Origin of the sequence: Maridesulfovibrio bastinii DSM 16055, from assembly GCF_000429985.1 — a bacterium.
In the GTDB taxonomy this organism is placed as follows: domain Bacteria; phylum Desulfobacterota; class Desulfovibrionia; order Desulfovibrionales; family Desulfovibrionaceae; genus Maridesulfovibrio; species Maridesulfovibrio bastinii.
The window spans coordinates 196,956-220,716 of record NZ_AUCX01000010.1; the positions used below are offsets into that span (position 1 = coordinate 196,956).

Sequence of the window (23,761 nt, forward strand, 5' to 3'; positions counted from 1 at the left end):
AGACTGAAAACAGACATTAAAAATTATTCAAGTATGTTAATTCATTTTTTCATAGACAGCCTTTGCTGTCCAGCCCTGCACGCGCGCAGCAACCCTTCGTGCAACTTCTTTTGGTTTGCCGCCCTGCTCTCTTTCTTCTTCAATCAGCTCCATAATGTCATCTTCTGAGGCTTCGGAAGGTTTCTCAGGAGGGCCGACAACAACGGTAATTTCCCCGCGCAACTCCAGATTCATACCATCAAGCTCTCCAAGAGTCCCGAATATAAATTCCTCATATTCTTTCGTCAGTTCGCGGCAGATGGCAAACTCACGGTTGCCCAGAGCTTCATAAGCATTTTCCAGAGTTTCCTGTAATCTGGATTTACGCTCGAAAAAGACAATAGTGGCCCCGGTTGCACCATGAACTTTTAAAAGTTTTTTAACATGGCTGGCCTTACGTGGCAGAAAACCTAAAAAAGTATTCGGATATGGCGGAAGGCCGCTTGCGCTTAAAGCTGTTACAGGCGCACTGGGTCCGGGAACCGGTACAACTTTAAAGCCTTTTTTTCTGCACTCCCTGACCACCCGGTAGCCCGGATCACTCATCAGCGGAGTTCCTGCATCAGAGACCACGGCAAGACTTTCGCCATTTTCCAGCATTGAAATAACTTTATTTATTCTGGATTCTTCGTTGTGTTCATGCAGGCTTATAAAACCATTGGATTTTATACCAAGCTTCTGCATGAGCATACCCGTTCTTCGAGTGTCCTCGGCAAGGATTAAATCCGCTCTGGCAAGAACATCCCGAGCCCGCTCTGAAATGTCACCAAGGTTGCCAAGCGGTGTTGCCACCACCCATAAAGTCGGAGAATTCGAAGGCACTTTTTATATGCTCCAGTTTCATAGAGTTTGAATTTCCAGTAATAGCCACCAGATCAAATCTGCACGGCCTTTCCCATAAATTCTTTTCTGAAAGATAATGAGAAGCTGCTTTAACCAGTTTCTTACATTTAGCAGGGGTCAAGGCTTCAATACCGGACTGCATTCCACTTCCGGATCTTGATTTAACCTCCACAAAAACGAGCTCATCTCCATCCATACAGACCAGATCAAGCTCCCATTGCCGCCAGCGCCAGTTTCTATCAAGGACTTTCAAACCGTGCGAGTCAAGATACTTTGCGGCATAGTCCTCTCCGGCCTGTCCAAATTTCAAATGCCCGGCAGGCAAACCCTCTGCTCCTTTTTCTGCGGTTTTTCAAGGACAACGCCCCTGAAAGTGAGCCTGTGTATAGGACAAGGACCAAGTTTACGCAAAGCTTCAAGGTGAACTTTTGTGCCATAGCCTTTATGCTCTGCAAAACCATATCCGGGATACCTATGCTCCAGTTTTTCCATCAGCATGTCACGAAAAGTTTTGGCAAGTATTGACGCCGCGGAAATTTCAGGAATCTTGTCATCACCCTTTACAACTGATTCCTGCCGGTAATTCATGCCGTCCTTTAATGCTCCGTGTGGAAAAGCATGGGCCGGGATGGTCTTATTGCCATCAATCAGAACAAGCCCCGGTTTCATGCGCAGATTTACCACAGCTAGAGCCATCGCCCGAAAGGTAGCCTGAAGTATGTTTATATCATCAACGATAGCAGCTCTACTGACCCCGAGAGACCAGTGCAGAGCCTGCCTTTTAATCTCAAGGGCGAGCTCCTCGCGTTTGTGGGCACTGAGCTTCTTGGAATCGCCAAGTCCGGGGAGATCGTATTTCTCAGGCAGAACAACAGCTCCGGCGACGACAGGTCCGGCAAGACAGCCGCGCCCGGCTTCATCAACCCCGGCAATAATAATTTTTTCCTGTTCAAGACCCGGCAGCAGCATTTTAACTGTTCCTTTAGAATTGAGAGAGTTAAACAGTCTGCCAGCCCCTCAGACTCCACAGCAGATAATTATTTACAAAAAAATTTCCATAAATCTGAAAATGACCGGCACAACAATCTGTAGGAGCAATAACCCCGTTTAATCTTTAAGCCAAAACATTATTGCTTCCAAAAACATAAAAAGCCGCCTGTTCCCGAGCCATAAGGTCCGGGAAAGGCGGCTTTAAATCTTCTAATTTTCTGCCGATCCGGGCCTGAGCCCGATCGACGGAACCTTGAAACAAGGCTCTGCGAGCGCCTACCAGGCGTTCTTGGATTTGATGCGTGCGGCTTTACCTTTAAGTCCACGGAGGTAGTAAACGCGGCTACGGCGAACTTTACCTTCGGAAACAACTTCTACACGCTCAATGTAAGGTGAATGAACGGGGAAAATACGTTCAACACCGATACCATCGGAAATTTTACGAACAGTAAAAGTTGAGTCGGTGGTTCCTTTGCGGAAACGAAGAACAGCACCCTGGAAAACCTGAATACGCTCTTTTTCACCTTCAATGATACGGAAATGAACTTTTACAGTATCTCCAGCCTTGAATTTAGGCATATCAATACGCAGCTGTTCGCGTTCTATTTTTTCAATTACATTCATGTCGCTACTCCTTATATGAAAACTATTTACGGTACCCTAGCGGAAGCAAACTACCAGGCGTCACCAAGCAGCCTGTCTACCGTGATCGCTACCGCACTTCTTACTGAAAGATGATTGTATCCGTCCATAAATCGAATGGGGCGCAGGCTGCCAACCGCCATTTCCAATACTTCCGGAGCCAATCCGTGACCAGTCCCGAAAACCAGCAGTACGGGGGACTCTTCGAGCCACTGCCGAACCTGACCCGGTATCAAGGTTCCGGCCCCACGGGCACTTGTGGTTACAATAACCGGTCTTTTTCCCGACTCTCTTTCAATGTTATCTATAACATCTTCCAGAGAATTTTTGACCTGAACCGTCTTCAAAGCCTCGGCTCTATCAGGGTTAAACCTGCTGCCGGCGCCTTCGGTCCAGTGAGAAATAAGCTTATCCGCCAGTCTTTTCTGATCCTCGATCGGAGTCACCGCATATAACCCGGCCAAAGAATACGAACGGGAAACGCGGGACATATCGTGAATATCGAGGTTTGTCAAAGACACAGCGGTCTTCTCCCCAAATTTATTTAGCACAGGGTAATGTACCAGTGCCATGGAAAGATTTCTTCCAAGGCGATTGCGGGGAGTCTTCCTCAGATGCAGAACATCATCTTTTGTAAGATCGTCTGCTTCTGATAAAATTTCAGGACGGGCCTCAAGAGTCACTTCCAGTGATCTTTCCCGCCTCCATTTTTCAATAACGGCATGGTTACCCGAGGATAAAACCTCAGGAACCTTCAGACCTTCATACTCAGCCGGTCTGGTATAATGAGGATATTCCAGCAATCCCGACGAAAAGCTTTCTTCGGTGCCGGACTCAGCATGCCCCATAAATCCGGGCAGCAGTCTGGAGACAGCTTCAATCAGACAGAGAGCCCCGGCTTCTCCGCCATTGAGAACAAAGTCTCCGACTGAAACGCACTCCACCGGATAAAGATCTTCAAAGCGGGCGTCAATACCTTCGTACCTTCCGCACACCAGTGTAACTTCATCCTCTTCGGCAAGTTCACGGGCCAGAGCCTGTGAAAGCTGTTTTCCTCTAGGCGAAAGCATTATCAGACGGCGTTTGCGTCCTATTCCACCTTTTATGGTCGGCTTGATATCAAGTTCGTCAAGAGCCCTTGCAATGGGGTCGACAAACATGACCATTCCCGGTCCGCCGCCATAAGGCCTGTCGTCCACACTGCTATGCCTGTCCTGAGTATAGGAGCGTGGATCGACAAGATTAAACGACACAATGTCGTTTTCAACCGCTTTACCCATAAGACCGTGGGAAAGCGGGGAGTCAAAAAACTCCGGAAAAAGTGTTACCAGATTGAACTTCACAGATATGTCCGGGAAATATACTTAATTTCAAATTTCAGCGAGATACAACTCAAGCAGCCCTTCGGGCGGAGCAACAGTAATCTCATGGCTTTCCATATTTACGGATAAGATAAAATCCTGCTCGGCGGGAAAAAGTATTTCTTTCCCGTCTTCGGATTTTATCACCCATGTTTCCTGCCCGCAGTTGAGCAGAAAATCAGAAACTGTGCCCACCGTTTCGCCGTTTTCAAGCACGACTCTCATTCCCTTGATCTGGTACAGATACAAAGAATCTTTCCCGCTTTCAGGAAGATCCTTTTCACGGATAAAAACCTGAAAACCGCGCAGGTCTTCAGCTTTATCGCGTCCATCCACCCCTTCAAAGGTAAGAAGAACCCTGCCTTTGTGCTTTCTGTGCGAAAGCACACGAAAACGACGGGGCTTGCCTTTGTTTTTACCTAGAAAAACAAAAGGAACCTCGCCGTACAGAAAAGGGGAATCCGCATAGGATTCAATGCAGACTTCCCCTCTTAGGCCATGCGGTTTAATAACCTCAGCCACTAGAATCATTTTCATAGCAGCCTGCCTGATAGGCCAGATCCGGAAAAGCTACTCAAGGATCTCCAGAACCGAACGTTTTCTGACTTTGGTAGAAGCAGCACCAAGAAGAGTGCGCATGGCTCTAGCCGTGCGTCCCTGCTTGCCGATGACCTTTCCAAGATCTTCCTTTGCTACTTTCAACTCAATTACAGAAGTCTGTTCCCCTTCAATCTCGGTGACTAGAACTTCATCCGGATTGTCAACAAGCGATTTCGCGATGTATTCAACCAAATCTTTCAACATGCCAACAACCTCCGCTGCTACTGTCAATCGGGGACATCTGGTGAAGAAGAGTCCGAGCGCCGGGGAAAAAAGCCTTAGGAAACTTTTTTAATGAGAGCGCGAACAGTGTCACTGACTTCTGCGCCTTTCTCAAGCCACTTCTCCACTTTTTCCTTATCAATAACGATTTCAGCCGGCTCAACCATCGGGTTATAGTGTCCAATGTTTTCCAGAGGACGACCATCACGTCTGGTTTCGCTGTTAATTGCAACTACGCGATAAAAAGGGCGCTTTTTGGAACCCATGCGGGTCAGTCTCAGTTTCACGGGCATTTCTTATTTTCCCCCATATAGTGTTATTTAAGAGTTTCGTTAATAAATTGCAAGCTGATTACTCAAAAGCTACTTCCGCTTCTTTTTGCGGGCCTTCTTATTGAGTTTCTTTTTCTTGCGTTCCTGAAGGGTTTTCTTGCTTATGGTGCGCGGAGCCTGCGCTCCGGAACCATTCATGCCTTCCATCCCTTCCATGCCGTCCATTCCCGGAAGACCCGGCATTCCCGGCATTCCACCGCCTTCACCGAGTCCTGGGATATTAGGCATCTTCGGCATTTTAGGCATCTTGCCTTTGCCTTTGCCACCCATCATCTTCTTCATCATCTTACTCATCTGCTCAAAATTTTTGAGCATCTGATTAACATCCTGAAGAGATACGCCGGAACCGGCTGCAACCCTGCGTCTACGACTGGGGTTGATAATTTTCGGATTCCTGCGTTCTTCCATTGTCATGGAAGAAATAATGGCTTCTATCCGGTTCAGCTCCTTGTCCGGGACATTAAGATCGCCAAGCTGTTTGGTAAGCCCGCCGAGACCCGGAATAAGTTTTAGGATACTCTCCATGGAGCCGATTTTTTTCATTCTCCGCATCTGGGTGCGAAAATCCTCAAGGTCAAACTTGGCCTTGCGGAATTTGTCGGTAAGCTTTTCGGCTTCTTCTTCATCTATCGTGGCCTGAGCCTTCTCAATAAGAGTGAGCATGTCGCCCATACCGAGAATACGGGACGCAGCCCGGTCAGGATGGAAGATTTCCATGTCCGAAAGCTTTTCACCCATACCGACAAACTTAACGGACTTGCCGGTCACGGACTTAATGGACAGTGCGGCACCACCACGGGCGTCACCATCCATTTTTGTAAGCACAACGCCGGTGACGTCGAGCTTTTCATCGAATGTGGAAGCCACGTTGACAGCGTCCTGTCCGGTCATGGCATCCGCAACGAAAAGTATTTCATCTGGTGAGCAGGACTCTTTGATAGCCACAAGCTCATCCATAAGTGTTTCATCTATATGCAGACGTCCGGCTGTATCGAAGAAAACTACATCGCAGCCTTCTTCCTCGGCCTTCACAAGTGCATCCTTGCATATATCCACCGGATTCATATCCGTGGTGGAAGGATAGACCGGCATATCCAGCTGTTTGGCAAGGACATTCAACTGGTCGATAGCCGCTGGTCTGTATACGTCGGCAGGGACAAGGTATGGTTTATATTTTTTACGGCGAAGATATAGAGCCAGCTTTGCAGATGAGGTTGTTTTACCTGATCCCTGCAATCCGACCATCATAATCATTGCCGGTTTTTTCTTCAGGACAAGCCCTTCCTGCTCTCCGCCCAGCAGTTCGACAAGCTCGTCATTAACGATCTTGATTACCTGCTGCCCGGGAGAAAGGCTCTTGATAACATCCTGTCCGAGAGCGCGCTCCTTAACCTTGTCCACGAAATCTTTAACTACTTTGTAGTTAACATCCGCTTCGAGGAGTGCAAGGCGCACCTCACGCATTCCGTCCTGAATGTTCTTCTCATCCAGACGGCCCTGTCCCTTGAAATTTTTAAAGGCTTCAGAAAGTCTGTCTGAAAGGCTATCGAACAATTAACCGCTCCGCCGCTTTGCATTTATTTGCGCTCAGTTTATATAAAAAACTGCCCTGCCACTTAAATTCGATGAAGATTGCGCAAAGAAAGGGCTTGACAGTTATAGCTTTTGAACTGTCAAGTCAAGTCTTATCAGTACTCCTAAATCCGCCGGAACTGTAAAAAAACGCTCAAACGTATTTAAAAGTTCAGTTCTTCGGGCTTCTAACTTACAGAGTGCCAATGGCGCAAGCCATATTACGCCCTTTCGGGCTAAACACGGCTATTTTTATTCCAAACCACTTTACCACATAACATATTTAATTCTATAAACACACTAAGAAACATTTTTCCATCCATTAAAAATAACTCTTCTCGACAAATTAAGGGGTGAACATGACCAATGTTGTCAAGGCTCAGGAATTTCAGCTTGTGGACCCGGTGGGCAGGACCAGAGTCCGTATATTTCTAGCTCCGGACGGAAAACCGACAGCTGAAGTTTTCGATTCAACAGGACAGATGGTCAACCGTATGGACCTTCAGAAAAAGACCTTTGCCGGACCGGCACCACAACAGCCGTCTATGGGTGGAAAAAAGGAAACTCTAAGCGGATGGCATTCCAGAATATATAATGAAGTACGAACCAGTGAACCGAGACTGAGTGTCGGATCATACAAATTATATATTGATTTTGTTGAAAACAATACTGCGGCAGGCAGTAAATACCTGAATGAAATATTAGAGATACGCGGCGAAATCGTTGAAGTTTCCAATCACGATTATGGAAATTTAAACATCGGCTTAAAAGGTATTTCCAACTTTACCTCGGAAGTTTTATGCTATTTTACCGAAGAAAATATGCCTGAAGTCACCAACCTCAAGCCGGGTCAGAAAATAAGATTGAAAGGTAAATGCACCGAATATACTAACAAAAGAGTAAAGGTCTGGGGCTGTCAGCTGCTATAGAGTCGCCCAAAGGCTCTATTAAGATTTTTCTTTAACAAATCGTAAAATATGCCAAACTTTAAAATCAGAGACTATATAGCTGAGACCGCTGAAAAATGTATCGATTGCGGAAAGTGTGAAAAGCATTGCCTTTTTCTTCAAAGGCACGGTTCTCCCGGCTCTCTGGCAAGGGAAATTCTTGAATCTGAAATTTCGGCTCAGGCTGCTGCAATCTTCTCATTTGAGTGTTCCCTCTGCTCGCTTTGCACTGCGGTATGCCCTGTTGATTGCAATCCCTCAGCGATGTTCGGTGAACTTCGCAATGAAGCCGTAAAACAAAATCTGACAGACCTTGAAGTTTATTCACCCATATTGAAATACGAAAATCTTGGGCGCAGTCGTCTGCTTTCCGGCGGCAATATCCCGAGGGGTTGCAAAACGGCTTTTTTTCCGGGCTGCACACTCCCCGGCATGTTTCCACTCACCACGATGCAGACATATAAGACCCTTCTGCAATCGGACCGCACAACCGGCATTATTCTCGACTGCTGTTCAAAACCTTCTATCTCACTGGGAATCAGTCAGAACATTGAATCACGACTCTTTATACTGATAGGAGAAATCGCCAGAGCGGGAATATCAGAAATATTAACAGCCTGCCCCAACTGTTACACGACATTGAAAGCGGCCAATCCTCCTTTTGAGGTAAACACGGTGTACTCATACCTAAACCGTTCAAAAACCGAATTTTATAATCATGAGGGGCTGCAAGTCACAATACACGATCCGTGCGTAACCAGATTTGAAAAAGAGATGCACGAAGATATCCGAAGCCTGCTTGATAAATGCAAAATAAAATATTCTGAACCATTGCACAGCAGAGAAAAAACATTTTGTTGCGGGGAAGGTGGAGCTACGTCTTTTCTTGATGAATCCATTGCCGGGGAATGGCAAAACAAACGGGGTAACGAGCTTTTGGAAGCAGGACTACCGGCCATCTCCTATTGCGCCGGATGCGTAAATTACCTCTCTTCAAAAACACAGATAACCCATCTGCTTAATATTCTTTTTAATGAAAAACCTTTTCAAAAACCTAAGACCTTTCCCTTTAATTATTTTTCCAGATTCTTTTTTAAGTTAAAAACAAAAGCTCTGAAAACCAAAAAAAGCAGGTAATATATCCGGCATCATATATTTTGAGTCTTTTTTTTCTAGCTCATTCGATGTACTCATTTTTAAATGCAATACGGTAGCAGAAACATAACAGCGGCGGGTCTGGTCTTAGCTCTTTTTTGTCCCGGGCTGGGCCTCTTTTATTATGCCGGAACGGCTCTGGGAATCCAGATTCCATTTCATACTGTCGACTACATTATAACCGGAACAGCTGTTGCCGGGTTATTTTCAGAGCTGAGCTCAAAAAATGAAAAGCCATGGATTCTTCCGTTTATAGCCATCCTGTCAGCCGCACTGATTACATATCTGCTTTTCGCATACCTCTCAGACTCAATCCAGCCTCTACATGAGATTCTGCCCTTTCTGATGCAGATCAGACCGGCGATTTACTTCTGTCTGGCAGCATTATGGCTCCGCCGTTTCGGACGTGCAGCTCCTTCTGTTATTTCATTCTTCGCTGCAATACTGGCAATACTGGTCGACGGAGGGCTACTGCTGCAAATTTCTAAAATTATTCCGTTCACTTCTCCCGGCGGGGCAGCCGGATCGTCTCTTATCGCAACTGCTCTGCTTTGTGGGCTCTGCTCAACTCTTGACGAACATGACGGCAACAACAGCGTTGAACAGCTCCTGATCATCTCGGGGATATTCTGTTCCTTAAACCGCAACGCCAGCGTTATTGCGGTTATGCTTTTCATACTTTTCACGAAAAAAAGCATCAGACAAAAAATTGCCGTCATTCTTGCATTCTGCTTCTTCTCTTATGCATCCATTCTGGTTCAGGACATGACCCTGCTTAACCGTAACGACATTCCTACCTACTGGATATGGGCCGCCGGAATAAGTATCATAACCCACTTCCCTCAGACTCTGCTTACAGGAATGCCCATGGCAACACCCCTGCCTCTGAATGTTCCTACGACGCTATGGCAGGTCTGGTACGATCAACAGCAGGTCTGGACAGATTTTGGAATTTTTCTATTCAATATCAGACCATTCTGGCTGAATATTCTACTTTCATGGGGTGCCGGAGGCATAATAATATGCATAGCCATTTTTTCATGGATCGGTAAAAAATATACTTCCCAATTCTGCCACAGCCTTATTTTCTCTATTATTATCATCGGCTCATTTGAACCTGTTTTTAATTCTCCGGCCGAAGCTTTCATTCTTTTCACCTCCTTTTTTGCAGCATGCCGGGCTGAGATCAAAACTCAACCGGCCTTCGAATTCTCCTGAACCTGAATCATAAACTTTAAATTACACTTAAGAATATTTTTTGAAGCTTTTTTGTATTACATTATGTATTACTTTTTAAATACTAATTAATTTCATTTTATTGTTAAAAATCAAATTAGTTGATGACAATATTTATTTATTAGGTCATATAATTGTATTACAAAATGTTGACAAAAATTAATATATGAGCAAATAAGAGACTTAACAAACGCAAGGACTATTTTAAGATATGAGCAAAAAGGTTAAATCAGTAAGAGTTCCTCTTGAGCTGGAATCTCTTAATTTATCAAGTATTATAAAGGAGTTTGAAAACTACCTTCGTGATCTTGAGTCTGCCACCCTGCTCAAATCTCAAGGTAATGCCGAAGCGGCTGAAGCTCTTTTGAGGGCAAGACAGGCCGATCTTGGAAAAAGATTAGCTAAAATGATTTGGCAAGCACGTATTGACTACTCAAAGAAGAATATTTAGAATACTTTTTGTAATACAAACATACTACAAAAAAACATGGAGATTATAAAGTGGAACCCAAAAAAGGAAGTGAAAGCAAAACGCTTATGACTTACCGGGTTTTACCGCAGGACACCAACCCGGCAGGCAATCTGCATGGTGGAGCTCTGATGAAACAGATAGATCTGGTAGCCGCAACAGCTGCTATGCGCCATGCCAGACAACCTGTTGTCACGGTCTCTATAGATAGAATGAATTTTATAAATCCGGCTTATGTCGGTGAACTTATTTCACTTTATGCCAATGTGAATATGGTTGGACGGACTTCAATGGAGATTGGAGTCAGGGTTGAAGCTGAAAATCTTCTTACAGGCGAGACAAGACATACCAACTCAGCCTACCTGACTTTTGTAGCTATAGGAGCAGAAGGAAGACCTTCACCCGTACCGCCGCTGATCCTTGAAACAGGTGTCGATCATCGCAGAAACAAAGAGGCCCAGGAACGCAGAATCATGCGGAAACAGGAACTCCAGCGAGAAAAGACTTCTTCCGGCAAAGAGGACTGATCCGCAACTGCCATACTATTTTTTTCGGCAACCTGCTCCTACGGGGTCCGAACGGGAAAGACCCGGTTCCCAAAGGACCCCGCGCTTTTTCTCTCATCAGAGGGTTCAGGGCTTTTTTAACGTTAAAAAAGCTCTGAACTTTCAAATTTTAAAAGCTGTTTCGTTTTTTTCGAAACAGCTTTTATTTTTTTTAATCTTATAAAAAACTTACCACTCACCTGTTCACAACCTTCAATCTGTGACTTATCCCCACTCCTTTGAGGCTGAGACTGGCAACGTATGGCCACATAGCCACTTTTGAATCAATCGCTTCATAAAATAAATCCGCATACTCCTGATCGATGAAATCAGCCGGTCCGAAACATTGTCCGTCTGCGCGCTGTATAAAGAAAAACATTGCAACGGCTGCACCGGAACCGGCGAGACTCATCAGCTCTTCCAGATGCTTGCGTCCTCTGGCTGTCTGAGCATCAGGAAAGCATGCCACTTCGTCTTCAACCAAAGTCACATTTTTGCACTCCACCCATAAATCGGGCAGCTTGCCGGTTTCATCCGTCAACAAAGCGTCAAGCCGGCTGTTCCCGACCTTGGCTTCCCTTTTTATGTGGGTATACCCCTCAAGCTCCGGGAGTACTCCGGCATAAAAGGCCTTCTCAATCATTTTGTTGGGGATGGAGGTATTAACACCGACCCAGACACCAGAATTTCTGGTCATTTCCAGAGTCCATTTCAACTTCCTCGCCGGATTAAGTGCCGGAGAAATCAATACGTCACACCCTTCCCTTAAAAGTCCGAGCATGCTTCCAGTATTATTGGTATGCACTCCGACAACCTCTCCATCAAGCAAGGCCTCCACCGTGAATCGCTTGTAACGCCTGATAAACGTGGCCACCCTGCACCCTTCAGGGTAGGCTATCAGGTTAGAAGCATCCATTTTCATCTGTGTCAAAAACTTCTCCTTCTCCGGGATAAACAACTTTATCATCAGCAGTAGCCGGGCTGGTTACTTCCGGCCATACGCCTTCAACCGGTTCAGGTCCTTCACAGGTCACTTCAGACGGTGAACGGTCCATCATGCGCGGCTTTCTTCTAAGGTCAACCCGCTTAGTCGGCGCACTGAATTCAATCGCTATGTTATTGGGATCAAAGGTATAAATTGAATGAATAAATCCGTGATCCAGAACTTCCGAGACCCAGAATCCGGCGGCCTCGATACGGTCCTTGAGTTCCCACAAATCATCATCCGCAGAAACTTCGAATGAAACATGATCAAAACCACAAGGTCCTTTCACAGGGACACCGTGATCCTTTTCGTGTAGCTTTTCCACATCCGGCCATTCAAAAAAGGCAACCATATCATGTTCTGTAAGTGAGAAAAAATAATGTCTGTAACCGGGATGTCCAAGCCCGGCAACGAGTTTCATATGTAAAAGGTCTCTCCAGAATCTTATTGTGGAATCCATATCGGATGTAACCAGAGCTAGGTGATTAATTCCCATATATTTAACCATTTACTAATCTCCATAAAAGAATTTAATCTTTTTTAAAATTTTCCCGTCAAAATAAGAATAAAACAGAATCCCCCTCTTCCGATGCTCCGGGTTTCTCTCAGAAGAGTATCTGAAAAACCCTTGTTTCATCAAGATTTTCAACAATCCGCACATGCGGTTTTCAAGGGAAAAGACCTTGACGAATGTCGGGGTATCTGGAATATCGTCCTGTTAGTCGACTTTGAGAAAGTCTTTTTTTTTTATTGGTTAAATTTAGCTGCAAAAAGAATCATACATGCAGGTTTGCCAAGGCTTTCCCTGATTCTTCGATCAGCCATCATAATATTACACAGGATCGGTCAAAATGAGTCTTTTAGAAGAAATTTCTGAAAGAAGAGAAGAAATTGCGAAAAAATGGTGTGACCTTGTTTTCAGCACTTACCCTGTTGAAACTCAAAAGGTCTGGAAAAGTAATAAAGACAGGTTCACCAATCCTGTAGGTGCTGCGATTAGAAAAGTAACGGCTCAACTTCTTGATCTGGTTATTGACTGGGATAACGGCGATGCTATTGCCGAATGCCTTGACGAACTTGTCAAAATCAGGACAGTTCAAGATTTTGCGCCATCTAAATCTTTAAGCTTTGCTTTGGAGCTTAAAAAACTCATCAGAGAACAATTTTTTGAAAAACTCAAAAAAGAAAACTCTCTTGATGAACTTCTGGCATTCGAGACCAGGATTGACAATCTAGGACTCATTGCATTTGACGTTTACACCAAAAATAGAGATTTGATCTCGCAAATGAGGATTGATGAGGTAAAACGGGCTTATCACATGATTCTCAGGCGAGCGAATAAGATCGAGGACGCTTCGGCCAAGGGGGCCGGGCAGGTGTAGTGGCCGGCTTCCTAGGAAGCCAAACGTATAAGCGAGGTGAAGGTAAATGAACGCTTTGTACTCACTCGTTTTAGTTTTTGCTCTGGTGCTTATCGCGCTTTTCGGCGTTGGTACAGCACACATGGCGGGACTATTCGGCATCGCGTTACCGTTGGTGGCAGTTGCCGTGTTTCTGGTAGGTTTTGCCTACCGGATAATCAAATGGGCAAAAAGCCCAGTTCCTTTTAATATTACGACCACGGGCGGACAGCAGAAGTCTCTCGACTTCATTAAGCACAGCAAGTTTGACAACCCTGTGACCCCTGGTCAAACCTTTATCCGTATGCTGCTTGAAGTTCTTTGTTTCCGGTCTCTTTTCCGGAATGCAAAGACAGGCATTCAGGAAGGGCAGGTAACTTATGCCTCAGCCAAATGGCTCTGGCTCTTCTCTCTGCTTTTCCATTACTCATTTCTGTTGATCATTATCAGGCACATGAGACTCTTTTTCGAGCCAGTTCCTGCATGTATCAACTTTGTGGCTATGCTTGACGGAATTTTTCAGATCGGTGCGCCAAGACTTTACATGTCCGACATACTCATTCTTGTCGGACTGGGCTTCCTGCTGGCGCGCAGGCTTTGGGATGCAAAAGTCCGTTACATATCACTCGTAACCGACTATTTCCCGCTGCTGCTCATCATCAGCGTTGCGCTTTCCGGAATCTACATGCGCTTTTTCGCCCATGTCGACATTCCGGCTGTTAAGCAGCTCACAATGGGATTGGTCACTTTCCACCCCGTGATTCCTGCTGGCGTGTCAGTACCCTTCTATGTACACCTTTTCCTTGTCTGTACATTGTTGATCTACTTTCCGTTCAGCAAACTCATGCATGCGGGCGGTGTTTTCCTTTCTCCAACAAGGAATATGCCCAACAACCCGCGCCGCGTACATCATGAAAATCCCTGGAACGATCCCAGCATCAAGCCTCACAGCTATGAAGATTATGAGAACGATTTCAGAGAACCCATGATTGAAGCGGGTCTCCCGGTGGAAAAAAAGTCTTAAGAGTACAAAATACTTTTAAGTAGTTTGGACCTTAACAATACCTTTTTGAGGAGTTGACATGGCTGACCTCCCAAAAGCCGAAGAGCTATTAAAAAGCATAAACTATACTCCGCCGTCCACACCGTGGATGGATATTAAAGCGGATACTTCACCGGGCAACTGGTGTTATCCTGCTAAAGCGGAGAAACTTGAATACCTGGGATTTCCGAACCCCCGAGAGTGGAACCCGGCTGACCAGGATTGGAAACTGCCTGAAAACTGGCAGGATATCGTACATCAGGGCTTCAAAGAAAGGCTCGACAAATACCGCTCCCTGAAAATCTTCATGGATGTCTGTGTTCGTTGCGGTGCATGCGCCGACAAATGCCATTTCTTCATCGGTTCCGGTGATCCCAAGAACATGCCTGTCCTGCGTGCCGAGCTTATGCGCTCCATTTATCGCAAAGACTTCACTATGGCAGGTAAAATTCTCAGTACACTCACCGGTTCCCGTGTAATGACCGAAGATGTACTCAAAGAATGGTTCATTTACTTCTATCAGTGTACTGAATGCCGCCGCTGCTCACTGTTCTGCCCATACGGCATTGACACAGCCGAAGTAACAATGATGGCACGCGAGCTGCTGCACCTCTGCGGTGTAAACATCAACTGGATTCTCGAACCGGTTTCCAACTGTAACCGCACTGGTAACCACCTCGGTATTCAGCCTCATGCATTCAAAGATATCGTTGAATTCATGGTTGACGATATCGAAGAAATAACCGGAAAAAGAATTAATGTACCCTTGAACGAAAAAGGACATGAAATTCTTTTCATTACTCCTTCCGGAGACGTCTTTGCTGATCCCGGTATCTATACCTTCATGGGTTATCTGATGCTGTTTGATCACATCGGCCTCGACTACACCCTGTCCACTTACGCATCTGAAGGCGGTAACTTCGGTCTCTTCACTTCTTCGGAAATGATGAAGAAACTTAACGCCAAGATGTATGCCGAAGCAAAACGCCTCGGAGTAAAATGGATTCTCGGCGGCGAATGCGGACACATGTGGCGTGTTATCAACCAGTACATGGATACTATGAACGGTCCGGCCGACTTCCTGCAGGTTCCCAAGAGCCCGATCACAGGAACAGTCTTCCCCGCTGCCGCTCAGACAAAAATGCTGCATATCACCGAGTTCACAGCCGACCTTATGAAACATAACAAGCTGAAACTCGATCCCAGCCGTAACGACCACCTGCGGGTAACCTTCCATGACTCATGCAACCCTGCCCGTGCCATGGGACTCATGGATGAACCTCGTTACGTAATTAAGAATGTTGTTAAAAACTTCTTTGAAATGCCTGAACAGACTATCCGCGAGCAGACTTTCTGCTGCGCCGGCGGTTCAGGACTGAATACTGACGAGATCATGGAAATCCGCATGCGCGGCGGACTGCCGAGAGGTAATGCTCTCAAATCCGTTCGCGACGAGCACGATGTCAACATGCTCTCATGTATCTGCGCGATCGACCGTGCAACCCTTCCTCCTCTGGCCAACTACTGGGCACCGGGCGTAGACGTCTGCGGTGTGCATGAGCTGGTAGGAAACGCCCTCATTCTTGATGGCGAAAAGGAAAGGGAAGTCGACCTTCGCCAGGAACCTCTGCCCGGTAAGGAGGGGTAACACATGCATTACGGTGGAAAAATTATAGCAGGCCTGGTTATCTTCCTGGCTCTTGTTTCGCTTCCCTTCTGGTTTAATCTCGGAAGTGCGGCTTACAAACAGCCTCAAGTTGAGCTGCCTAAAAATGAAAAGAACTGCATAGAGTCCAAAGAATACATGAGGGCTCATCACATGCAGCTGCTTAACGAATGGAGAGACTGGGCCCTTCGTGACGGTGAAAGGACTTATATCAACAGTAAAGGTAAAGAGTTCACCATCAGCCTGCAGAAGACCTGCCTGCGCTGCCATACCAGCAAGGAAAAATTCTGCGACAAGTGTCATCAGGACGCCGGTGTAACTCCCTACTGCTGGGATTGCCACGTTCCTCCCAAGGAGGCCAAATAATGAAACAGAGCAGAAGAAACTTCCTGAAATTTGCTGGAATATCAGCAGCAGGACTATGTCTTACTCCTGCTGCCGGCGCTTTGGCTTCCGGGAAAGCACATCCTATTGTCAATAAAGCCCATCTCAAGGCCAAACGCTGGGCAATGGTTATTGATACCCGCAAGCTTAACACCAAGGAACAGATTGAAAAGCTGGCTGATGCCTGTCATCACTGGCACAACGTTCCCAAGATCCCTACCAATCAGGACATAAAATGGTTGTGGGATGCTTCATACAGTGAAAGTTTTCCCGAACAGGAAAACAACCACATGGCTGAAGAGCTTGAAGAACGCCGCTTTCCGCTCCTCTGCAACCACTGCGAGCACCCGCCGTGCGTAAGAGTATGCCCCACAAAAGCTACTTTCCAGCGCGCGGACCACATTGTAGCAATGGACTACCATCGCTGCATCGGTTGCCGTTACTGCATGGCAGCCTGCCCCTTCGGAGCCAGAAGCTTCAACTTCATGGACCCCAGACTCCATCTTGATATGGACAATCTGAACATGAAGTTCCCGACCCGTATGCGCGGTGTTGTTGAGAAATGTAACTTCTGTGTTGAGAAGCTTGCGGAAGGCGAACTTCCAGTTTGTGTAACGAAGTCTGAAGGCGCTATTGTCTTCGGAGATCTTACAGACCCCAACTCTCCAGTGAGAGAGGTCTTGAGAAAAGACTTCACCATCCGCAGGAAGCCGGAACTCGGAACCGAGCCCGGTGTTTACTACATCATCTAGGGGGAGGCTAAAATGCTCGAAAAAGCACTAAAAGGAAGCCCTAGATACTGGGGCTGGATTCTTTTTCTCATAATTGTCATCGGTCTTTGTTCACTGGTTTACATTAACCAGCTGATACACGGTCTGACTGTTACCGGTATGAGCCGTGACATTTCATGGGGATTTTATATCGCACAGTTCACCTATCTGGTCGGTGTTGCCGCATCAGGTGTTATGATTGCTTTGCCGTTTTATCTTCATAATTATGAAAAATATCGCGGTCTGGTTATCATGGGTGAATTTCTGGCTATTTCAGCCGTTGTTATGAGCCTGTGTTTCGTTCTTGTTGATATAGGACAACCACAGCGCGCAATGAACATGATTCTGCACCCCACACCGAACTCCATGCTCTTCTGGGATATGGTTGTTCTGTGCGGCTATCTGGCATTAAACGTACTTATCGGCTGGACCTGCCTCGAATCAGAGCGTCAGCGTGTTCATCCACCCAAGTGGATCAAACCGATTATTTACCTCTCAGTTGTCTGGGGTTTTGCAATCCACACTGTTACCGCTTTCCTGTACGCAGGTCTGCCCAGCCGCCACTACTGGCTCTCAGCAATTGTTGCTGCAAGATTCCTTGCCGCTGCATTCTGCGCCGGTCCGGCTCTGCTCCTGCTCATTCTTTACGTTGTAAGGAAACTGACAGGTTACTATCAGGGTGATGCAGCAACCAAAACACTGACCAAGACAATCACCTACGCTATGTGCGTGAACGTCTTCTTCTTTATGCTGGAACTGTTCACTGCTTTCTACTCCAATATTCCCGGACACATGGAGCCTATGGTCTTCCTGTTCTCCGGTCTTGAAGGTAATACTTCACTTGTTGGCTGGATGTGGGCCGCAGCTGCATGCTGCATCCTGAGTATTATTCTGCTTGTCCCGCCCAAACTGCGTGACAACAAATCACTGCTGCCTTTCACCCTTGTAATTCTGGTCTTCGGAACATGGGTTGATAAAGGTATGTCTTTTGTTACCGCAGGTTTTACTCCCAACGCATTCAACACCGTCACGCCTTATTGGCCGACTTCAAGTGAAATAGCTGTCTCAGTAATGATCTGGTCAATTGGAGCACTGGTTCTTACCATTCTCTACAAAATTGCTACAGACATTAAACGAGACCTATCTGAACTCACTCCAGAAGATGAATAATCATTATTGATGAGTAATCATTATTACGGTAGCTGAAATCACAATTAAAAAGACCCGCTTCATCCGAAGCGGGTCTTTTTAATTTCCCGTCATAGAAAATACAATTTAATATCATATCTTTCAGCAGACTTATAAAAATTATGGAGCGGACAAGGCCAAAAACATGCTCCAACAGCAAACTTCATCAATCGGCTTTAACTTGGTTAAACAGATTCTCAACTCTATGACCTTGCGCAGACAACCACATGCCCAAGGCCCTCATTCACAACCGAAGTTATGGCTAGCCACAGTTAAAAAATATTCAGCAATTACTTCCACAATTCGTATTCCGCACTTCACTTTCAATCACGGGAAAGCTATAAAATTCCATGCCCCATCAATTTTCAACACAGCCGACAATAAGCGGAATTGTTTCCAGATACAGCGAGGACATAAGCTGGATTGAGGAAATGGATTTTCCAATCACAATATATAATAAAAATGTAATCCCGCTACATAATTCAATACCGTTAAAAAATATCGGGCGTGAGTCACATACTTACCTATCCCATATAGTAAACAGCTATCCTGATTTTTCTGATTTCACGGTCTTCATGCAGGGGTCACCTTTTTTCCATCTGGAAGAAGGATGCGGACCTAAAGAGCTTAGGGATTTAATCCATCAGAATGTTACTAAAAATATTCCTTTCAAAGGGCTGGCATGGTTCAGAACAAAATGTGACCGCTTAGGCCGTCCACACCAGATGAATGATCCCCAATCAAAGGATAAATGGCTGGGCTGGGGAAAAGATATTCCTGTCGGCGAAACTTTTAAAAAACTATTCCAGCAGGAGCCGCCGCAGCAATTTATCGCAAGCGCAATGACCGGTAATTTCATAGTACGAAAAGACCGCATATTATGCCGTCCACTCAGCTTTTACCTCAATGCTCTTGAAATAATCTCCAACGATCCACAAGACGAATTCAATACCGGACACGCTTTTGAAAGGCTCTGGCAGCTTATTTTCAACGGTAACGAAAGATTGAACCCTACTCCATAGAAACCACCCAGCTCATTCTCTATACTGCTGTTCTTAAAAAATGTTCTTAATATCTTTAACTAACTAATTTTTATTGTTATTTATTGTTAATAAGCTTCTAATTCTGGCCAGTTATCCACATAAGAACATATTTTTGCAAGACAGCTTTTATGTTCGACAAAATCAGACTTCTAATTTTGAATGTTCAAAACTGCATTATCCAGCTGAATTTTAGCTGCAATTTTTAAATTTAAACTTAAAAATTAATGGCTGCACCTGATTCCATCCTTAGACTCTTTTTCCCTATTTCCTACTAAAACATTATGATTATTAATTCTAAATTAATAGCATATATTGACACGTTTTTTTTAAAAATATACCAATTAAGCGTTTATTATTAAAAAATAACAACATCCAAAGCGTGGTAAAAAATGAATTATGCAAAGTTAATTTTTAGCAATACTCTAATAATTTTAATCTTTTTAACCTTGCTATGTTCATCGGCCATAGCCGGAAAAACCAGAATAATAACTGACGCCGCAGGCAGACAGGTTGAAATTCCTTCGAAAGTTGAAAGAGTTATCTGCTCGGGACCGGGATGCCTGCGCTACCTCACCTATCTGCAATCGCAAGATATGGCTGTTGCGGTAGACGATATTGAAATACGCCGTAATGAATTTGATGCCCGCCCGTATGCTCTTGCAAATCCGCAATTCAAAAAGCTGCCGTTATTTGGTGAATTCAGGGGCCATGATAACCCGGAATTAATTTTAAGCCTCGAACCACAACCTCAGCTAATCTTTAAAACATATGCAAATATGGGCTACAACCCGGATGAGTTGCAGGCTAAAACAGGTATTCCAGTTGTTGTTTTAAAATATGCTTCACTGGATAGTGGAAAAAAGAAAGTTTTTGATTCTCTGAAATTAATGGGCAGTATTATTGGCAAAGACAAAAGAGCCGCAGAAGTCTGCGACTTCATGGACCGCTGTATTTCGGAACTTGATAACCTGACTTCAAATATACCAAACAGCCAGAAAAAAAGCTGCTACGTTGGAGGCATTGCCAGCAAAGGCCCACACGGACTTCAATCGACCGAACCGGGATACCCGCCGTTTCTATTCGTGCATGCCCTCAATGTTGCAAGACCGGCAAATTCGGACTCTAAGCCGCTGAATCACACCAATGTATCCAAGGAACAGATTGTAGCCTGGAATCCTGATTATATTTTTGTAGACCTCTCTACATGCCAGCTTGGGGAAGGTTCCGGGGCCTTGTATGAACTGCAAACAGAAGAAGCATACAAGGGACTGAAAGCTGTTCAGGAAGACCATATATACGGCCTGCTCCCCTATAACTGGTACTCCCGCAACTTCGGTTCAATTCTGGCTGATGCTTATTTCATCGGAAAAATTCTTTATCCTGAAAAATTTAAAAGCATAGAGCCCACAGCCAAAGCAGATGAAATATACTCTTTCCTTGTCGGCTTTCCGGCTTATAAAACCATGAACAAAGAATTCCAGAATAGAGCCTTTTCCAAAATTTCGCTGGAGAATAAATAAGTCCTATGCACTTTAACGATGGCCAGATTCCTGCGGAATATACAAAGCACCTCCGCACCAAGACTATATTCATCCTTGGAATGCTGGTGCTGACAGCAGGGGTACTCATTATCTCCATAGGACTCGGCCCTGTTCAAATATCCCCGATTGATGCCTTTAAGACTGTTCTGGGGCAAAGCCTTCCAAAAAGTACCCACCACGTTTCTAAAAAGCCGCCCCCTGCCATGTTTTCTAAACATGGCAGGGGGTTACTTTTGGGTGAATTATGGTGATCCCAGATCATTCTCGGTGACTTCGGAAACCAATTAACACATTTTTTCACACATGAAATAAACAATATAATCTTTATTTTCATATAGTTATGATGTAAATTTTAGATCGTGTCAACTCCGACAACAGAAGGGAAGGAGCCTATTGTCCGCTAAAGCGTGGGGGGACGGCTGCCGGGTTTGCCCTTCACTTTCGGTTCTTGAATATGTATGGATTGTCGGGAATGAGGATAAACAGCATTTTTGTGTGGAGAATCGGGATGAAACGGATCGGGCTGCTTGTTTTTTTCTTGGTGTTGGCCATTTCGGGGTCAGCGCTTGCCGCCGGGCGGGTGGCGCTGGTCATCGGCAACGGACGGTATGCGGATTCGCCGCTCAGAAATCCCGTCAATGACGCCTCGGATATGGCGGCCAAGTTGCGAGGGCTCGGATTCGACGTCACTTTGCTGACCGATGCCGGGCAAAAGAAGATGGAGCGGTCCATCCGCGATTTTGGGTCCAAGCTGGCGCGGGCGGATATCCGCCTGTTCTACTATGCCGGGCACGGCATGCAGGTGCAGGGGGCGAACTACCTGATCCCGGTGGATGCCGACGTGGCCACGGAATATGACGTGAAGTATGAGGCGGTCAACGCCAACCGAGTGCTGGACGGCATGTCCGCCGCCGGAAAGGGGGTGAACATCCTCATCCTCGACGCCTGCCGCAACAACCCGTTTGCCCGTTCGTTCCGGTCGGCCTCGCGCGGCCTGACGCGCATGGACGCGCCCAGAGGTACGGTGGTGGTCTATGCCACCGCGCTCGGCGACGTAGCGGCGGACGGCAGCGGGCGCAACGGCGTGTTTACCAAAAACCTGCTGGCCAATATCGACAAGAAAGGGCTGACCCTGGAGCAGGTCTTCAAGCGGGCGGGCAAAGGCGTTGTCCGGGAGACCAACGGAAGTCAGGAGCCGTGGATATCCCTTTCCCTGTACGACGACATCTTTCTTGCGGGCCAAACCATGGTTGCGTACGGCTCCACGTATGGCGCACCTGCGTCGCAGCCTGCGACGATGGGCTCGCTGCGCATCGAGTCCCAGCCTGACGGGGCGCAGATTTTTCTGAACGGCAACCGTGTGGGGCGTACGCCCAAATCGCTGAACGGCCTGCCGGTCGGTCGGGTTACCCTCGAAGCCAGACTGGACGGGTATGAGCCGCAGGAGAAAATCACGACTGTTCTTGGCGGGCAGTCGGTGCATGTCGGGTTCGCACTGACTCAGGCCAGGGCCGAGGTCAAGCCGGAGCGGCTGTATGTGCTGCCGAACCCGACAGATGCGACGATCAAGATTCTGAACATCGGCCCGAAGTATACGCGGGGCATGTCACTTGCGCCGGGCAAATATCACGTTGAGGCATCGAAATCCGGGTACGGCAAGGTCCGCCAGTGGGTGGGACTGAGGGCGGGGCAGGACCTGGACGTGCCGGTGACACTGGAAAAGGCGACGGTGGCGGAGGCAGCAGCCCCTGCCCCCCGTCCCTCTTCCTCTACCCCCGGCAAGACCTGGCGCGACCCAACCACGGGCATAGAGTTCGTGTGGGTTCCGGGTGGCTGTTTCCAGATGGGTTCCAACTCCGGCGGCAAGGACGAGAAGCCGGTGCACGAGGTGTGCGTGGACGGATTCTGGCTGGGCAAGTACGAGGTGACCCAGGCCGAATGGCAGCGGGTTATGGGGAATAATCCTTCCCACTTCAAGGGTGACCGCAATCCTGTCGAAACGGTCTCCTGGAATGATGCCCAGGAATTCATCAAGCGGATGAACGCCAAGGGAAACGGTACTTTCCGTCTGCCCACGGAGGCGGAGTGGGAGTATGCGGCCCGTTCCGGCGGCAGGGACGAGACCTATGCCGGGGGCAATGATGTGGACCGTGTTGCCTGGTATAACGGTAACAGCGGCAAGAAGACGCATCCTGTGGGCACCAAGGCTCCCAATGGTCTTGGCCTGTACGACATGTCGGGCAATGTCTGTGAGTGGTGCCAGGACTGGTACAACAAAAACGCCTACTCCCAGCACTCCCGTCAGAATCCCATATATTCTGGCGGAGGCTTCGACCGCGTCTACCGTGGCGGCGGCTGGAGCAGCTACGCATGGGGCGTGCGGGCGGCCAATCGCTGCTGGATCGATCCGGACTGCAGGAACGACGACCTGGGCTTCCGCCTCCTCAGAACAAATTAGCTTTTACCTTTTAACATTTTTACCTTTTTATGTTTTAGGGACCGCCAAAAGCGGTCCCTCAGATTGCTGACTAACCCCGTTTTTTTTGAAAGCGGGGTTTTATTACGCCCTATTTCTGTTTGATTTAGTTTGAAAAATTTAAATTTGGTCGATCAAATCCCAAGTTCGAAGCAAAACAGTGAACGGAACTCTCTTTGAAGGCAATAGTTTTAAAAATATCAGAAAATATGCGTCTAGCGCTTAGGATAAGCGCTATTTTCTTCATGTTTTGGCAGGCTGCGCAGAGGAGACTTTGTTCTTGAGCCTTCGAGAGGCCGCGCATTCTGGCATA

The 23,761-nt window shown here is 46.6% G+C and carries 27 protein-coding genes; 15 read left to right on the forward strand and 12 right to left on the reverse strand.

The features are described 5' to 3' along the window. Positions 1-36: 36 nt before the first annotated feature. From rsmI to ffh, 9 genes are all read right to left on the reverse strand, one after another. Entirely contained in the window at positions 37-861 is an 825-nt protein-coding gene (gene rsmI, locus G496_RS0106490) for a 16S rRNA (cytidine(1402)-2'-O)-methyltransferase (RefSeq protein WP_027178569.1), read from the reverse strand. Beyond that, a complete protein-coding gene (locus tag G496_RS0106495) occupies positions 803-1,207 on the reverse strand; it encodes a YraN family protein (RefSeq protein ID WP_027178570.1) in 405 nt (134 codons plus the stop codon). Before G496_RS0106495 ends, rsmI begins: the two co-directional genes overlap by 59 nt. Beyond that, complete coding sequence (locus G496_RS0106500) at positions 1,189-1,851, reverse strand: ribonuclease HII (protein ID WP_051294875.1); 663 nt, start codon at positions 1,849-1,851, stop codon at positions 1,189-1,191. Before G496_RS0106500 ends, G496_RS0106495 begins: the two co-directional genes overlap by 19 nt. Positions 1,852-2,148: 297 nt before the next feature. Further along, a complete protein-coding gene (gene rplS / locus G496_RS0106510; protein ID WP_027178572.1) occupies positions 2,149-2,496 on the reverse strand; it encodes a 50S ribosomal protein L19 in 348 nt (115 codons plus the stop codon). Between the two features lie 50 nt (positions 2,497-2,546). Beyond that, positions 2,547-3,857 carry a tRNA (guanosine(37)-N1)-methyltransferase TrmD gene (gene trmD / locus G496_RS0106515; protein WP_027178573.1) on the reverse strand — a complete coding sequence of 437 codons (1,311 nt, stop codon included), beginning with the start codon at positions 3,855-3,857 and terminating at the stop codon, positions 2,547-2,549. Positions 3,858-3,884: 27 nt separating this feature from the next. Continuing rightward, positions 3,885-4,412 carry a ribosome maturation factor RimM gene (gene rimM, locus G496_RS0106520; protein WP_027178574.1) on the reverse strand — a complete coding sequence of 176 codons (528 nt, stop codon included), beginning with the start codon at positions 4,410-4,412 and terminating at the stop codon, positions 3,885-3,887. A gap of 33 nt (positions 4,413-4,445) precedes the next feature. Continuing rightward, positions 4,446-4,679 (reverse strand): KH domain-containing protein, encoded by a 234-nt coding sequence (locus G496_RS0106525; RefSeq protein ID WP_027178575.1) that lies wholly within the window; start codon positions 4,677-4,679, stop codon positions 4,446-4,448. Between the two features lie 74 nt (positions 4,680-4,753). After that, positions 4,754-4,990, reverse strand: coding sequence for a 30S ribosomal protein S16 (rpsP, locus tag G496_RS0106530; protein WP_027178576.1), 237 nt, complete (start codon positions 4,988-4,990; stop codon positions 4,754-4,756). Positions 4,991-5,059: 69 nt separating this feature from the next. Further along, the gene (ffh, locus tag G496_RS0106535) at positions 5,060-6,583 is read right to left on the reverse strand and encodes a signal recognition particle protein (RefSeq protein ID WP_027178577.1); all 1,524 of its coding nucleotides are present in this window, start codon (positions 6,581-6,583) and stop codon (positions 5,060-5,062) included. 377 nt (positions 6,584-6,960) lie between these two features. Between ffh and G496_RS0106540 the strand changes: the two genes are divergently transcribed. The 5 genes from G496_RS0106540 (at position 6,961) to G496_RS0106560 (ending at position 10,935) form a co-directional block, all read left to right on the forward strand. Further along, the gene (locus G496_RS0106540) at positions 6,961-7,530 is read left to right on the forward strand and encodes an OB-fold protein (RefSeq protein WP_027178578.1); all 570 of its coding nucleotides are present in this window, start codon (positions 6,961-6,963) and stop codon (positions 7,528-7,530) included. 48 nt (positions 7,531-7,578) lie between these two features. Beyond that, positions 7,579-8,685 carry a (Fe-S)-binding protein gene (locus tag G496_RS19025; RefSeq protein ID WP_051294876.1) on the forward strand — a complete coding sequence of 369 codons (1,107 nt, stop codon included), beginning with the start codon at positions 7,579-7,581 and terminating at the stop codon, positions 8,683-8,685. Positions 8,686-8,748: 63 nt separating this feature from the next. Continuing rightward, positions 8,749-9,921: a hypothetical protein gene (locus G496_RS0106550; RefSeq protein WP_027178579.1), complete on the forward strand. Its 1,173-nt coding sequence runs from the start codon at positions 8,749-8,751 to the stop codon at positions 9,919-9,921. 229 nt (positions 9,922-10,150) lie between these two features. Further along, positions 10,151-10,390: a hypothetical protein gene (locus G496_RS0106555; protein ID WP_027178580.1), complete on the forward strand. Its 240-nt coding sequence runs from the start codon at positions 10,151-10,153 to the stop codon at positions 10,388-10,390. Positions 10,391-10,440: 50 nt separating this feature from the next. After that, a complete protein-coding gene (locus G496_RS0106560) occupies positions 10,441-10,935 on the forward strand; it encodes an acyl-CoA thioesterase (protein WP_027178581.1) in 495 nt (164 codons plus the stop codon). 214 nt (positions 10,936-11,149) lie between these two features. Here the strand turns inward: G496_RS0106560 and sfsA are convergent, their stop codons facing one another. Both sfsA and G496_RS0106575 read right to left on the reverse strand, forming a co-directional pair. After that, positions 11,150-11,875, reverse strand: a complete 726-nt coding sequence (gene sfsA, locus G496_RS0106570) for a DNA/RNA nuclease SfsA (RefSeq protein WP_027178582.1) — start codon at positions 11,873-11,875, stop codon at positions 11,150-11,152. Continuing rightward, positions 11,856-12,446: a VOC family protein gene (locus tag G496_RS0106575; protein ID WP_027178583.1), complete on the reverse strand. Its 591-nt coding sequence runs from the start codon at positions 12,444-12,446 to the stop codon at positions 11,856-11,858. Before G496_RS0106575 ends, sfsA begins: the two co-directional genes overlap by 20 nt. 343 nt (positions 12,447-12,789) lie before the next feature. On the opposite strand from G496_RS0106575, the gene G496_RS0106580 reads away from it, so the two are divergent. The 10 genes from G496_RS0106580 to G496_RS20485 all read left to right on the forward strand — a co-directional run bounded on the left by G496_RS0106580 (position 12,790) and on the right by G496_RS20485 (position 23,430). Beyond that, positions 12,790-13,320, forward strand: coding sequence for an RsbRD N-terminal domain-containing protein (locus G496_RS0106580; protein WP_027178584.1), 531 nt, complete (start codon positions 12,790-12,792; stop codon positions 13,318-13,320). A gap of 46 nt (positions 13,321-13,366) precedes the next feature. Then, the gene (gene dsrM, locus G496_RS0106585) at positions 13,367-14,362 is read left to right on the forward strand and encodes a sulfate reduction electron transfer complex DsrMKJOP subunit DsrM (protein WP_027178585.1); all 996 of its coding nucleotides are present in this window, start codon (positions 13,367-13,369) and stop codon (positions 14,360-14,362) included. A 58-nt stretch (positions 14,363-14,420) separates the two neighbouring features. Next, positions 14,421-16,028: a sulfate reduction electron transfer complex DsrMKJOP subunit DsrK gene (gene dsrK / locus G496_RS0106590; protein WP_027178586.1), complete on the forward strand. Its 1,608-nt coding sequence runs from the start codon at positions 14,421-14,423 to the stop codon at positions 16,026-16,028. Between the two features lie 3 nt (positions 16,029-16,031). Next, a complete protein-coding gene (gene dsrJ / locus G496_RS0106595) occupies positions 16,032-16,412 on the forward strand; it encodes a sulfate reduction electron transfer complex DsrMKJOP subunit DsrJ (RefSeq protein ID WP_027178587.1) in 381 nt (126 codons plus the stop codon). After that, entirely contained in the window at positions 16,412-17,182 is a 771-nt protein-coding gene (gene dsrO, locus G496_RS0106600) for a sulfate reduction electron transfer complex DsrMKJOP subunit DsrO (RefSeq protein WP_027178588.1), read from the forward strand. The genes dsrJ and dsrO overlap by 1 nt, the downstream gene beginning before the upstream one ends. Positions 17,183-17,194: 12 nt before the next feature. Then, positions 17,195-18,370, forward strand: coding sequence for a sulfate reduction electron transfer complex DsrMKJOP subunit DsrP (dsrP, locus tag G496_RS0106605; RefSeq protein ID WP_027178589.1), 1,176 nt, complete (start codon positions 17,195-17,197; stop codon positions 18,368-18,370). A 368-nt stretch (positions 18,371-18,738) separates the two neighbouring features. Then, positions 18,739-19,410, forward strand: a complete 672-nt coding sequence (locus tag G496_RS0106615; protein ID WP_034632577.1) for a DUF3431 domain-containing protein — start codon at positions 18,739-18,741, stop codon at positions 19,408-19,410. Between the two features lie 410 nt (positions 19,411-19,820). Beyond that, positions 19,821-20,951: an iron ABC transporter substrate-binding protein gene (locus G496_RS0106620; RefSeq protein ID WP_027178592.1), complete on the forward strand. Its 1,131-nt coding sequence runs from the start codon at positions 19,821-19,823 to the stop codon at positions 20,949-20,951. A 5-nt stretch (positions 20,952-20,956) separates the two neighbouring features. After that, positions 20,957-21,223, forward strand: coding sequence for a hypothetical protein (locus tag G496_RS0106625; RefSeq protein WP_027178593.1), 267 nt, complete (start codon positions 20,957-20,959; stop codon positions 21,221-21,223). Between the two features lie 257 nt (positions 21,224-21,480). After that, a complete protein-coding gene (locus G496_RS20485) occupies positions 21,481-23,430 on the forward strand; it encodes an SUMF1/EgtB/PvdO family nonheme iron enzyme (protein ID WP_051294877.1) in 1,950 nt (649 codons plus the stop codon). Between the two features lie 124 nt (positions 23,431-23,554). On the opposite strand, the gene G496_RS21415 is transcribed toward G496_RS20485, so the two are convergent. Then, on the reverse strand, positions 23,555-23,761 hold a 207-nt coding region (locus tag G496_RS21415; RefSeq protein WP_245577837.1), incomplete at its 5' end, for a hypothetical protein.